Annotated in this window: 2 protein-coding genes; both read left to right on the forward strand. The window is 74.0% G+C overall.

The features are described from left to right. Window positions 1-10,469: type I polyketide synthase (locus ABD329_RS46105; RefSeq protein ID WP_344318064.1), on the forward strand; the 10,469-nt coding region annotated here is incomplete at its 5' end. Window positions 10,470-10,520: 51 nt separating this feature from the next. After that, window positions 10,521-14,400 (forward strand): type I polyketide synthase (locus ABD329_RS46110; protein WP_344318065.1); only part of this gene is annotated, 3,880 nt, incomplete at its 3' end.

The following is a 14,400-nucleotide window of genomic DNA, read 5'->3' on the forward strand; positions in this document are numbered from 1 at the left end:
CGGTGATGTCGACGCCGGGTTCGTTCGTGGACTTCAGTCGTCAGCGTGGGTTGGCGGCGGATGGGCGGATCAAGGCGTTCGCGGCGGGTGCGGATGGCACTGGTTGGGGCGAGGGTGTGGGCATGCTGCTGGTGGAGCGGCTGTCGGACGCGCGGCGCAACGGCCATGAGGTGCTGGCCGTGGTGCGTGGTTCGGCGATCAACCAGGACGGTGCGTCGAATGGTCTGACGGCGCCGAATGGTCCCTCGCAGCAGCGGGTGATCCGGCAGGCGCTGGCGGGTGCGGGGTTGTCGGCGTCCGAGGTGGACGCGGTCGAGGCCCACGGCACCGGTACGACGCTGGGTGACCCGATCGAGGCACAGGCGCTGCTCGCCACGTACGGCCAGGAGCGGGAGCCGGAGCAGCCGCTGTGGCTGGGCTCCATCAAGTCCAACTTCGGCCATACGCAGGCCGCGGCCGGTGTCGCCGGTGTGATGAAGATGGTGCTGGCCATCCAGCACGGACTGCTGCCGCAGACCCTCAACGTCGATGAGCCCACCCCGCATGTGGACTGGTCGGCGGGCGCGGTCGCCCTGCTGACCGAGGCGCGGGAGTGGCCGGAGACCGGCCGTCCGCGCCGGGCCGCGGTGTCGTCGTTCGGCATCAGCGGCACCAACGCGCACACCATCATCGAGCAGGCCCCGGTGTACGCGGACGAGACCGAGGACGCGACGCCCGCCGCCGCGCCCCGGACCGGTCTCCCCGCCACCTGGGTGCTCTCCGCCAAGTCCCCCGAGAGCCTGCGCGACCAGGCCGTACGGCTGCGCGCCCACCTCGACGAGCGGCCCGAGCTTGACCTCACCGACGTAGCGTTCACGCTCGCCACGCGCCGTACCGCCTTCGAGGAGCGCGCGGCGCTCGTCGCCGGGGACCGGGACGGGCTGCTGTCCGGTCTGGAGGCGCTGGCACGTGGTGAGTCGGCGGCCGGGCTCGTTCAGGGTTCGGTGGCCGGTGGCAAGGTGGCGTTCCTGTTCACGGGGCAGGGGAGTCAGCGGCTGGGGATGGGGCGTGAGCTGTACGACGCCTTCCCGGTGTTCGCGGATGCGCTGGATGAGGTGTGCGCCCATCTGGACGGGCACGTGGAGCGGCCGCTGCGGGATGTGTTGTTCGGGGATGACGCGGAGGCGCTGGATCGGACGGGGTTCACTCAGCCCGCGCTGTTCGCGGTTGAGGTGGCGTTGTTCCGGCTGGTCGAGGCGTGGGGTCTGAAGGCGGACTTCCTGTCGGGTCACTCGATCGGTGAGCTGGCGGCCGCGCATGTGGCGGGTGTTTTGTCGCTCGCCGACGCGGCGAAGCTGGTGGCGGCGCGTGGCCGTCTGATGCAGGAGCTTCCGGCCGGTGGCGCCATGATCGCCATCCAGGCGTCGGAGGACGAGGTGGCGCCGCTGCTGACCGAGCGGGTGTCGATTGCCGCGCTCAATGGGCCGTCGTCGGTGGTCATCGCGGGTGATGAGGACGCGGCTGTCGCGATTGCCGATGGTTTCGAGGCGCGGGGCCGTAAGACCAAGCGGCTCACCGTGAGCCACGCCTTCCACTCGCCGCGTATGGACGGCATGCTGGAGGCGTTCCGCGAGGTCGCGGAGGGGTTGTCGTACGAGGCCCCGCGCATCCCGATCGTCTCCAACCTCACCGGGGACGTCGTCTCCGCCGACGAGATCGCGACGGCAGACTTCTGGGTGCGCCACGTCCGCGAGGCCGTCCGCTTCCTCGACGGCGTACGGACGCTCGAAGCCCAGGGCGTCACCACGTACGTCGAGCTCGGCCCCGACGGTGTCCTCACCGCCATGGCGCAGGACTGCGTCACCGACTCCGAGACCGATGCCGCCTTCGCCGCCGTGCTGCGCAAGGACCGCCCCGAGGCCGAGGCGCTGCTGTCGGCCGTCGCGCGGGCGCATGTGCGTGGCGTGGCGGTGGACTGGGCGGCGTACTACGCCCGTACCGGCGCCGCGCGGGTCGCGCTGCCCACGTACGCCTTCCAGCGGCAGCGCTACTGGCCGAAGGTCTCCTCGCTGTTCCTCGGCGACGTGGCCGCGGTCGGGCTGGGCGAGGCCGAGCATCCGCTGCTCGGCGCCAGCGCCGAACTGCCGGACGCGGACGGGACGCTGTTCACCGGACGGCTCGCGCTGTCCACGCACCCGTGGCTCGCGGGCCACACCATCCTGGACACCGTGCTGCTGCCCGGCACCGCGTTCGTGGAGCTGGCGATCCGCGCCGGTGACCAGGTCGGCTGCGACTACCTGGAGGAGCTGACCCTCGAGGCGCCGCTGGTGCTGCCCGCGCGGGGCGGTGTCCAGCTGCGGCTCTCGGTCGGTGCCGCCGACGAGACGGGCCGCCGTCCGCTGTCGCTGCACTCCCGGCTGGAGAGCCTGCCCGCCGAGGAGCCGTGGACCCGGCACGCCGCCGGTGTCCTGGCGTCCGGCGCCCGCCCGGAGGCGGCGTTCGAGCTGAGCGCGTGGCCCCCGGCGGACGCGACCGAGGTGGAGCTGGACGGCCGCTACGAGGGCCTGCTGGACATCGGTTTCGCCTACGGCCCCGCGTTCCAGGGGCTGCGCAGGGCGTGGCAGCGCGGCGGCGAGGTGTTCGCCGAGGTGGCGCTGGACGAGGAGACGGCCGAGGAGGCCGCCGCGTTCGGGCTGCACCCGGCGCTGCTGGACTCCGCCCTGCACGCCATCGGCATGGGCGGCCTGGGCAACACGGGTGGCGAAGGGCGGCTGCCGTTCGCCTGGACCGGCGTGTCGCTGTACGCGAGCGGCGCCTCGGCGCTGCGGGTGCGGCTGGCCCCCGCGGGCACCGACGGCGTCCGGCTGGAGATCGCCGACACCACCGGCGCGCCGGTCGCGGCCGTCGAGACGCTCGGGCTGCGCCCGGTCTCGGCCGAGCAGATCCAGAGCGCGCGCACGGCCTACCACGAGTCGCTGTTCCACCTGGAGTGGGCGACCACGGCCGGGCTCGCCGACGCGGCCGGGGCGGAGGTTCCCGCCGACGGCCGGTGGGCGGTGCTGGGCGCGGATCCGCTCGGGCTCGGGACCTCGGCGTACGGGGACCTGGAGACGCTGGCCGGGGCCGTCGCCGCGGGCACTGCGCCCGCGCCCGAGTACGTCGTCGTGTCGCCGTCCGCGGAGGTCGGTGAGCGGGTGGCCCGTGCGGCACACCGCGCCGCCGCCGCGGCGCTCTCCGTCGTCCAGCGGTGGCTGGAGGAGGAGCGGTTCGGGGACGCCCCGCTGGTCGTGGTGACCCGTGGCGCGGTGGCCGTGGAGGCCGACGAGCCGGTGGCGGATCTGGCCGGTGCGGCCGTCTGGGGTCTGCTGCGCTCGGCGCAGTCGGAGAACCCGGGCCGCTTCGTGCTGGTGGACACCGACGGCGCGGAGGAGTCGCTGCGGGCGCTGCCCGCCGCGCTGGCCTCCGGCGAGCCGCAGCTGGCGATCCGCGCGGGCTCGGTGTCCGTGCCGAGGCTGGCGCGGGTGGCCGTGGAGCCGGAGGGCGACGAGGCCCGGGGCCTCGACCCCGCGGGCACGGTGTTGGTGACCGGCGCGTCCGGTTCGCTGGGCGGTCTGGTGGCGCGGCATCTGGTGGCCGAGCGTGGCGTACGGCAGCTGCTGCTGGTGAGCCGTCGTGGCGACCAGGCGCCGGGTGCGGCGGAACTCACCACTGAGCTGGCCGAGTTGGGCGCGAGCGTGCGCTGGTCGGCGTGTGATGTGGCGGACCGGGACGCGCTCGCCGCGACCCTCGCCGCCGTCCCCCCCGAGCATCCGCTGACGGCCGTCGTGCACACCGCCGGGGTGCTGGACGACGGTGTGATCGGCTCGCTCACTCCCGAGCGCATGGCGAACGTCATGCGCCCGAAGGTGGACGCCGCCTGGAATCTGCACGAGCTCACCCGCGAGCTGGACCTGACCGCCTTCGTGCTGTTCTCGTCCTCCTCCGGTGTGTTCGGCGGCCCGGGCCAGGGCAACTACGCGGCCTCCAACGCCTTCCTCGACGCCCTCGCCGTACACCGCACCGCCCAGGGCCTGCCCGCCACCGCGCTCGCGTGGGGCCTGTGGGCCGGGGCCGGTATGGGCAGCACCCTGGACGAGGCCGACATCGCCCGGATGCGGCGCGCCGGACTGCCGCCGCTGCCGGTGGCCGAGAGCCTCGCCCTGCTCGACACCGCGCTGACCGTCGACGAGGCGTCGCTGGTGCCGATGCGGGTGGACCTCGCGGCGCTGCGCACCCAGGCCGCCAGTGGCGCGGTCTCGCCCCTGTTCCGCGGACTGGTACGGATCCCGGCGCGGCGCGCGGTGGACGCGGTCGCGGCGGGCGGCGAGTCCGGTCTTGCCGGGCGGCTCGCCGGGCTGTCCGAGCCCGAGCAGGAGCGGCTGCTGCTGGACCTGGTGCGCGGCCAGGTGGCCACCGTGCTCGGCTACGCCGGTGCGGACACCATCGGATCGGGCCGGGCGTTCAAGGAGCTGGGCTTCGACTCGCTGACGGCGGTCGAGCTGCGCAACCAGCTCAACTCGGTCACCGGGCTGCGGCTGCCCGCCACGCTGATCTTCGACTACCCGGACCCGCAGGTCCTGGCCCGCCATCTGCGCACCGAGCTCGTCGGCGCGGAGTCCCCGGTGGTGCACACGCCGGTGCCGGTCGTGGCCGCCACCGACGACGAGCCGATCGCCATCGTGGCGATGAGCTGCCGCTACCCGGGCGGGGTCAGCACCCCCGAGGAGCTGTGGCAGCTGCTCGCGGCGGGCGAGGACGGCATCTCCCGCTTCCCGGACAACCGCGGCTGGGACCTCGAGGCGCTCTACGACCCGGACCCGGAGACCCAGGGCACCTCCTACGCCCGCGAGGGCGGCTTCCTGCACGACGCCGCCGAGTTCGATCCGGCGTTCTTCGGCATCTCGCCGCGCGAGGCGCTGGCGATGGACCCGCAGCAGCGGCTGCTGCTGGAGACGTCGTGGGAGGCGTTCGAGCGCGCCGGGATCGACCCGCTGTCCGTGCGCGGCAGCAGGACCGGAGTGTTCGCGGGCGTCATGTACCACGACTACGGGTCCCGGCTGCACGCCGTCCCGAACGAGGTCGAGGGCTACCTCGGCACCGGCAGCTCCAGCAGCGTGGTGTCCGGCCGGGTGGCGTACACCTTCGGTCTCGAGGGCCCGGCCGTCACGGTCGACACGGCCTGCTCGTCGTCGCTGGTGGCGCTGCACCTGGCGGCGCAGGCGCTGCGCCAGGGCGAGTGCTCGCTGGCGCTGGCCGGCGGTGTCACGGTGATGTTCACCCCGGGTACGTTCATCGACTTCAGCCGCCAGCGCGGACTGGCCAGGGACGGCCGCTGCAAGTCCTTCGCGGCGGCCGCCGACGGCACCGGCTGGGGCGAGGGCGCGGGCATGCTGCTCCTGGAGCGGCTGTCGGACGCCCGTCGAAACGGCCACGAGGTGCTGGCGATCGTGCGCGGCTCGGCCGTCAACCAGGACGGCGCGTCCAACGGTCTGACCGCGCCCAACGGCCCGTCCCAGCAGCGCGTCATCCGTCAGGCCCTCGCCAACGCCCGGCTGACCACCGGTGAGGTGGACGTCGTCGAGGCGCACGGCACGGGCACCACGCTGGGCGACCCGATCGAGGCGCAGGCGCTGCTGGCCACCTACGGCCAGGAGCGGGACGCGGAGCGGCCGCTGTGGCTGGGCTCGGTGAAGTCCAACCTGGGCCACACGCAGGCCGCCTCCGGTGTCGCCGGTGTCATCAAGATGGTGCTGTCGATGCGGCACGGTCTGCTGCCGCGGACGCTGCACGTGGACGAGCCGTCGCCGCATGTGGACTGGTCGGCGGGCGCGGTGTCGCTGCTGACCGAGGCGCGGGAGTGGCCGGAGAGCGGCCGTCCGCGCCGGGCCGCGGTGTCCTCGTTCGGCATCAGCGGCACCAACGCCCACGCCATCATCGAGCAGCCGCCCGCCGCCGAGCCGAGCGAGCCCGCGGCGGAGCCCGAGGCGCTGCCGTACGTGCCGGTGCTGCTGTCGGCCCGTACCGAGGACGGTGTGCGGGCCCAGGCGCGGCGGCTGCGGTCGCGAATCGCCGCCGAACCCGGGGCCTCCCTCACCGACCTGGGCTTCTCGCTCGCCACGACCCGCGCCGCGCTGGAACACCGGGTCGCGCTGGTGGCCGAGGGCCATGACGAGGCGCTGGGCGCGCTGGACGCGCTGGCGCGCGGTGAGCACCCGGCGCAGACGCTGCGCGGGGTGGCCACCGAGGGCAAGGTGGCGTTCCTGTTCACCGGGCAGGGCAGCCAGCGGCTCGGCATGGGCCGTGAGCTGTACCGGACGTTCCCGCGCTTCGCGGAGGCGCTGGACGAGGTGTGCGACGCGCTGGACCCGCATCTCGAACGGCCGCTGAAGACCGTGCTGTTCGGCGAGGACGCCCAGGCGCTGGACCGCACCGCGGTCACCCAGCCCGCGCTGTTCGCGGTCGAGGTGGCGCTGTTCCGGCTGGTCGAGGCGTGGGGGCTGATGGCGGACTACCTGTCCGGCCACTCCATCGGTGAGCTGGCCGCCGCGCATGTGGCCGGTGTGTTCTCGCTCGCCGACGCCTCCGTGCTGGTGGCGGCCCGTGGGCGGCTCATGCAGGAGCTGCCCGCCGGTGGCGCGATGATCGCTCTCCAGGCGGCCGAGGACGAGGTGACGCCGCTGCTCACCGACCGCGTGAGCATCGCGGCGCTCAACGGCCCGAACTCCGTGGTCATCGCGGGTGACGAGGACGCGGCGACGCAGATCGCGGCGGACTTCGAGGCGCGGGGTCGCAAGACCAAGCGGCTCACGGTGAGCCACGCCTTCCACTCGCCGCATATGGACCCGATGCTCGCGGACTTCCGCAAGCTGGCCGCGTGCCTGACCTACAACGCCCCCAAGATCCCGCTGGTGTCCTGCCTCACCGGCGCCGTGGTCTCCGCCGACGAGATCCGCCTGCCGGAGTTCTGGGTGCGCCATGTCCGGGATTCCGTCCGCTTCGCCGACGGTGTCCGCACCCTGCGCGAGCAGGGCGTGACCACCTTCCTGGAGCTCGGCCCGGACGGGGTGCTCTCCGCGATGGGCGAGGACTGCCTCGCCGGGACGGAGACCGGGGCCGGGGCCGGGACCGGGGCCGGGCCCGGGACCGACAGGGATGGCGACACCGACGCGGTGTTCGTCCCCACCCTGCGCGGTGACCGCTCCGAGGCCCAGGCGCTCGCCACCGCCCTCGCCCACGTCCATGTCCGCGGCGCGGCCCCCGACTGGGCGGCGGTCTACGCCGGGCGCGGCGCCCGCCGCGTGGAGCTGCCCACCTACGCCTTCCAGCGCCAGCGCTACTGGCTCGACGTGGGCATCTCCGTCGAGGACGTCATCTCCGCGGGCCTCGACACGGCCGACCACCCGCTGCTCGGCGCGGCGGTGGAACTCCCCGACATCGGTGGCTTCGTGTTCACCGGGCGGCTGTCGCTGCTGACCCACCCCTGGCTGGCCGACCACGCCGTCATGGACACCGTGCTGCTGCCCGGCACCGCCTTCGTGGAACTCGCGCTGCGCGCGGGCCACGAGGCGGGCTGCGACACGGTCGAGGAGCTGACCCTCCAGGCCCCGCTGGTCCTGCCCGAACAGGGCGCCGTCCAGCTGCGGCTGGAGCTCGCGGCGGCCGACGAGACCGGACGGCGCCCGCTCACCCTGCACTCCCGCCGGGAGGACGTGCCCGCCGACGAGCCGTGGATCCGCCACGCCACCGGCTTCCTCGCCCCGAGCGGCGCGAACGCCCAGGGTGCCCCGGACGCGCAGGTGGACCTGAGCGCCTGGCCCCCGGCCGACGCGACGGCCCTGGCGACCGAGGAGTTCTACGAGGGCGCGGCCGCCGCCGGACTCGGTTACGGCCCGGTCTTCCAGGGGCTGCACACCGCCTGGCGGCGCGGCGAGGAGCTGTTCGCCGAGATCCGGCTGCCGCAGGGCTTCGAGCCGGAGGCCGCCGCGTACGGGGTGCATCCGGCGCTGCTGGACGCCGCCCTGCACACCCTCGGCCTCGACTCCGAGGGCGAGGGGAGCGAGGGCGCGCGGCTGCCGTTCGCCTGGACCGGCGTACGGCTGCACGCCGGGGGCGCCGCATCGCTGCGCGTACGGCTGCGGCCCGGCGCCGACGGGGTGTCGCTGCACCTCGCGGACGGCACCGGCGCCGCCGTGGCCACCATCGACGGCCTGGTGCTGCGCCCGCTGGCGGCCGAACAGCTCGACGCCTCGCGCGCCGCGTACCACGAGTCGCTGTTCCGCCCCGAGTGGACCGCCCTGTCCGCGTCCGCCACCGGCATCCCGCTCGGCGAGCGCTGGGTGACCCTCGGCGCGGCCACCGGTTTCCCGGCCACCGGTTTCCCGGCCACCGGCTCCACGGCCACCGGCCTCACCGTCGCGGGCGAGCGGCTGGACGACTACGCGGACCTCGCGGCACTCGCCACCGCGCTCGACGGCGGCGCGCCCGCCCCCGACGTGGTCGTGGCGCCGCTCACGGGCGCGGCGTCCCTCACGGGTGTGGCGCCTCTGCGCGCGACCGGCGGCGCGGTGTCCCTGCCCGCGACCGGCGGCGCGGCACCTCTCACCGGGACCGACGGTGTGGCGCCTCTGCGCGCGACCGGCGGCGCGGTGTCCCTGCCCGCGACCGGCGGCGCGGCGCTCCTGCCCGCCACGGACGGTACGGCTCCCCTCGCCGCCACCGGCGGCATCGCGTCCGTACCCGACACCGCGCGGGCCGCCGCCCGGGACGCCCTGGACCTGGTCCAGACCTGGTTGAACGACCAGCGGCTCGCCGACACCCGGCTCGTCCTCGTCACCCGTGGCGCGGTCGCGGCGGTCCCCGGCGAAGACATCGCCGACCTGGCCCACACCACCGCGTGGGGCCTGGTGAAGTCCGCGCAGTCGGAGAACCCCGGCCGCTTCGTCCTGGTCGACACCGATGGCACCGACGCCTCCCAGCGCGCCCTGCCGTCGGTGCTCGCCACCGACGAACCGCAGCTCGCGCTGCGCTCCGGCACCGGTCACGCCTACCGCCTCGCCCGCGTCCCGGCCCTGGCGGACACCCCCGAGCCGGGCGGACTCGGCGACCCGGAGGGCACCGTACTGCTGAGCGGCGCCACCGGCGCCCTGGGCGGACTCTTCGCCCGCCACCTGGTGGCGGAGCGCGGCGTGCGGCATCTGCTGCTGGTGAGCCGCCGCGGTGGCGAGGCCCCAGGAGCGGCCGAACTCGCCACCAAACTGGCCGAGTTGGGCGCGAGCGTGCGTTGGGCGGCCTGCGACACCGCCGACCGGGACGCCCTCGCCGCCACCCTCGCGGCCATCCCGGCGGAGCACCCGCTGACCGCTGTGGTGCACACTGCGGGCGTCCTGGACGACGGGGTGATCAGCTCGCTGACCGGTGAGCGGATCGACACCGTGCTGCGCCCCAAGGTGGACGCGGCATGGAACCTCCACGAGCTCACCCGCGACCTCGACCTGGCCGCGTTCGTGCTCTTCTCCTCGGCCGCCGGTGCCTTCGGCAGCTCAGGACAGGGCAACTACGCCGCGGCCAACACCTTCCTGGACGCGCTCGCCCAGCACCGCCGCGCCCAGGGCCTGCCCGCGAGCTCGCTCGCCTGGGGCCTGTGGGCAGCGGCCGACGGCATGGCCGGAAGCCTCGACACCTCCGACGTCAGCCGCATCTCGCGCGGTGGCTTCGCGGCGCTCGGACAGGACGAGGGCCTGGCGCTGTTCGACGTGGCGGGCACCCTGCCCGAGGCCGCGCTGGTGCCGATCCGCATCGACACGGGAGCGCTGCGCGGCCAGGCCGCCGCCGGGCTGCTGCCGCCGCTGCTGCGCGGCCTGGTCCGCACCCCCGTACGGCGCTCCGCCGACACCGGGGCCACCTCCGCTGTCGTGGCCGACTCCGGCGCGGGCTCGCTCGCGGCACGGCTCTCCGGGCTCTCGGAGGCCGAACGCGACCGTGAGCTGCTGGAGGTCGTCCGCGGCCATGTGGCGGCCGTCCTCGGCCACGCCAACCCGGACGACGTGGACGCCGGCCGCGGCTTCCTCGACCTCGGCTTCGACTCGCTCACCGCCGTGGATCTGCGCAACCGACTGGGCGCCGCCGCCGGGCTGCGCCTGCCGGTCACGCTGATCTTCGACTACCCGACGCCCACCGCGCTCGCCGGGTATCTGCGCGAGGAGCTGGGCCTGGACGGCGCGGCCGGACACCAGCCCGTACACGCGGAGCTCGACAAGCTCGAGGCGATCCTCGCCACGATCGCCCCGGACGACATCGAGCGCCCCGGTATCACCACCCGCCTGCGCGACCTCCTGTCGAAGTGGAATGAAACGCAAAGTGCTACGGACAGCACCGCAGAAGACCGTGAAATCCAGTCCGCGACGGCAGACGAGATCTTCGATCTCCTCGACGACGAGCTCGGGCTCTCCTGACCAGCTCCACAAGAGCGCATCGACTCACCTCAGCACCGCGGGGACGGCGTAATGGCGACGGCGAACGAAGAGAAGTACCTCGACTACCTCAAGCGGGCCACCACCGACCTGCGCGAGGCGCGGCGGCGGCTGCGCGAGGTCGAGGAGCGCGAGCAGGAGCCCATCGCCATCGTGGCGATGAGCTGCCGCTATCCCGGCGGGGTCAGCACCCCTGAGGAGCTGTGGCAGCTCGTCGCCCGCGGCGGTGACGCGGCCACGCCGTACCCCACCAACCGCGGCTGGGCCACCGACGTCCTCTTCGAGCCGGACCCGGAAAGCGGCCAGGAGCCGTACGTCCACGAGGGCGGCTTCCTGCACGACGCGGCCGACTTCGACCCCGCGTTCTTCGGCATCTCGCCGCGCGAGGCGCTGGCCATGGACCCGCAGCAGCGGCTGCTGCTGGAGACCTCGTGGGAGGCGTTCGAGCGCGCGGGCATCGACCCGACCACCCTCCAGGGCAGCCAGACCGGTGTGTTCGCGGGCGTCATGTACCACGACTACGCGTCCCGGCTGTTCTCCGCACCCGAGGACGTCGAGGGCTTCCTCGGCAACGGCAGCTCCGGCTCCATCGCCTCCGGCCGCGTCGCCTACACCTTCGGCCTTGAGGGTCCGGCCGTCACCATCGACACGGCCTGCTCCTCCTCCCTGGTCGCCCTGCACTTCGCCGCGCAGGCCCTGCGCCGCCGGGAGTGCTCGCTGGCCCTGGCCGGCGGTGTCACCGTCATGTCCACCCCCGGCACCTTCACCGAGTTCAGCCGCCAGCGCGGACTCGCCGCCGACGGCCGCTGCAAGTCCTTCGCGGCGGCCGCCGACGGCACCGGCTGGGGCGAGGGCGCGGGCATGCTGCTGCTGGAGCGGCTCTCCGACGCCCGCGCCAACGGCCACCAGGTGCTCGCCGTCGTCCGTGGCAGCGCCATCAACCAGGACGGCGCCAGCAGCGGGCTGACCGCTCCCAACGGCCCCTCGCAGCAGCGCGTCATCCGCCAGGCCCTGGCCGCCGCACGGCTCGCCCCCGGCCAGATCGACGTGGTCGAGGCCCACGGCACGGGCACCACCCTCGGCGACCCCATCGAGGCACAGGCCCTGCTCGCCACGTACGGGCGCAACCACAGCGAGGACCAGCCGCTGTGGCTGGGCTCCATCAAGTCCAACATCGGGCACACCCAGGCCGCCGCCGGTGTCGCGGGCATCATCAAGATGGTCATGGCGATGCGCCACGGGATGCTTCCGCGCACCCTGCACGTCGACCAGCCCACCCCCAACGTCGACTGGTCGGCGGGCGCCGTCTCGCTGCTGACCGAGGGGCGCGCCTGGCCGGACACCGGTCAGCCGCGTCGGGCCGCGGTGTCCTCGTTCGGCATCAGCGGCACCAACGCGCACACCATCCTGGAACAGGCGCCGGAGCCGGAGGAGGCGGAGGCCGCGAAGACGGCTGACGGCGACGCGCCCGCCGAGACCCGCGCCGCCACCGCGCTGCCGCTGTGGACCGTGGCCGCCAAGAGCCGCCCCGCGCTGCGCGCCCAGGCCGCCAACCTGCGTGCCCACCTCGAGGCCAACCCCGAACTGCGCCTCACCGACGTCGGCTTCTCGCTGGCCACCGGCCGGGCCGCCTTCGAACACCGGGCGGCTGTCGTCGCCGACGACCGCGAGGGCCTGATACGGGCCCTCGACGCGCTGTCCCGCGAGGAGCCCGCGACCGGGCTGGTCGAGGGCAAGGTCGCGAGCGGCAAGGTGGCGTTCCTGTTCACGGGGCAGGGGAGTCAGCGGCTGGGGATGGGGCGCGAGCTCTACCAGGCGTTTCCCGTCTTCGCGGAGGCGCTGGATGAGGTGTGCGCGGAGCTGGACCCGCATCTTGAGCGGCCGCTGAAGGACGTTCTGTTCGGGGACGACGCGTCGGTACTGGATCGGACGGGGTTCACTCAGCCCGCGCTGTTCGCGGTCGAGGTGGCGTTGTTCCGGTTGGTTTCGGAGGCGTGGGGGCTGCGGCCCGACTTCCTGTCGGGGCATTCGATCGGTGAGCTGGCTGCCGCGCATGTGGCGGGTGTGTTGTCGCTGGCGGACGCGGCGAAGTTGGTGGCGGCGCGTGGCCGTCTGATGCAGGAGCTTCCGGCCGGTGGCGCGATGATCGCGGTGCAGGCGTCCGAGGACGAGGTGGCGCCGCTGCTGACCGAGCGTGTCTCGATCGCCGCGCTGAACGGCCCGTCGTCGGTGGTCATCGCGGGTGATGAGGACGCGGCTGTCGCGATCGCGTCCGGTTTTGAGGCGCGGGGTCGTAAGACCAAGCGGCTCACCGTCAGCCATGCGTTCCATTCGCCGCGTATGGACGGGATGCTGGAGGCGTTCCGTCGGGTGGCGCAGGGGCTGTCGTACGAGGCTCCGAAGATTCCGATCGTGTCGAATCTGACCGGTGGCGTGGTGTCCGCCGAGGAGATCACGACCCCCGACTTCTGGGTGCGCCACGTCCGCGAGGCCGTCCGCTTCCTCGACGGCGTACGGACGCTGGAGGAGCGCAACGTCACCACGTTCGTGGAGCTGGGCCCGGACGGTGTGCTCACCGCCATGGCCCAGGACTGCCTGACCCGCGACGACGCCACCCTTGTGGCCGCGCTGCGCTCCGGCCGCCCGGAGCTCCAGAGCCTGGCCACCGCCGTCGCCGGGGCGCATGTGCACGGTGTCTCCCCGGACTGGGCGGCGGTGTTCGCCGGGACGGACACGGCCCGTACGGACCTTCCGCTCTACCCCTTCCAGCGCGACACCTACTGGCTCGACACCGGCTACTGGGCGGGCGACATGGCGTCCGCCGGGCTCGGCGTGGCCGACCATCCGCTGCTGGGCGCCGCCGTGGCGCTCGCCGACTCCGACGGCTTCCTCTACACCGGCCGGCTCGCCCTGGACACCCATCCGTGGCTGGCCGACCACGCGGTGGCGGGCTCGGCGCTGCTGCCCGGAACGGCCTTCGTGGAACTGGCGATACGCGCCGGTGACCAGGTCGGTTGCGATCTGCTGGAGGAGCTGACGCTGGAGGCGCCGCTGGTGCTCCCGGAGGCGGGCGGTGTTCAGCTCCAGCTCTCGGTGGGCGCGCCCGACGGTTCGGGGCGGCGCTCGCTGACGGTGTACTCGCGGTCCGAGGACGCGGCGGTCGACGAGCCGTGGACGCGGCATGCGTCGGGTGTGCTGGCCTCGGGCGCGCCCACGGCGTCGTTCGACCTGGCGGCGTGGCCCCCGGCGGGGGCGTCGGCGCTGCCGGTCGAGGGCCTGTACGAGGGCCTGGCCGAGGCGGGACTGACGTACGGCCCGGTGTTCCGGGGGCTGACGTCCGCCTGGCGGCTGGGCGATGAGGTCTACGCGGAGCTGGAGCTGCCGGAGGGCGCCCGGTCCGATGCGGGTGCGTTTGGTCTGCATCCGGCGCTGCTGGATTCCGCGCTGCATGCGGTGGGGTTGGGCGGTCTGATCGAGGGTGAGGGGGCTCGGTTGCCGTTCTCGTGGTCTGGTGTGTCGTTGCACGCGGTGGGTGCTTCGGTGTTGCGGGTGCGGTTGTCGGCGGCGGGTGCGGGTGCGGATGCGGTGTCGTTGGCGGTGGCGGATGGTGCCGGGCGTGCGGTGCTGTCGGTGGACTCGCTGGTGCTGCGGCCGGTGTCGGTCGAGCAGATCCAGGGTGCGCGGGGTGGCCGTCAGGAGTCGTTGTACCGGTTGGACTGGGTCGAAGTCTCCGCCCAGGGCGGGGCCGGACGCTGCGCCCTGCTGGGGTCCGATGGCCTCGGCTTGGCGCCGGCGGGGCAGAGGTTCGACACCTATGCCGATCTGGAGGCGCTGGCTGCGGCGGTTGAGTCCGGTGCTGTGGCGTTGCCGGATGATGTGGTGGTCTCCCTGCCCACGAGCTTTGCGGCACCGC

The organism is Streptomyces javensis (assembly GCF_039525925.1).
Classification (GTDB): Bacteria; Actinomycetota; Actinomycetes; order Streptomycetales; family Streptomycetaceae; genus Streptomyces; species Streptomyces asiaticus.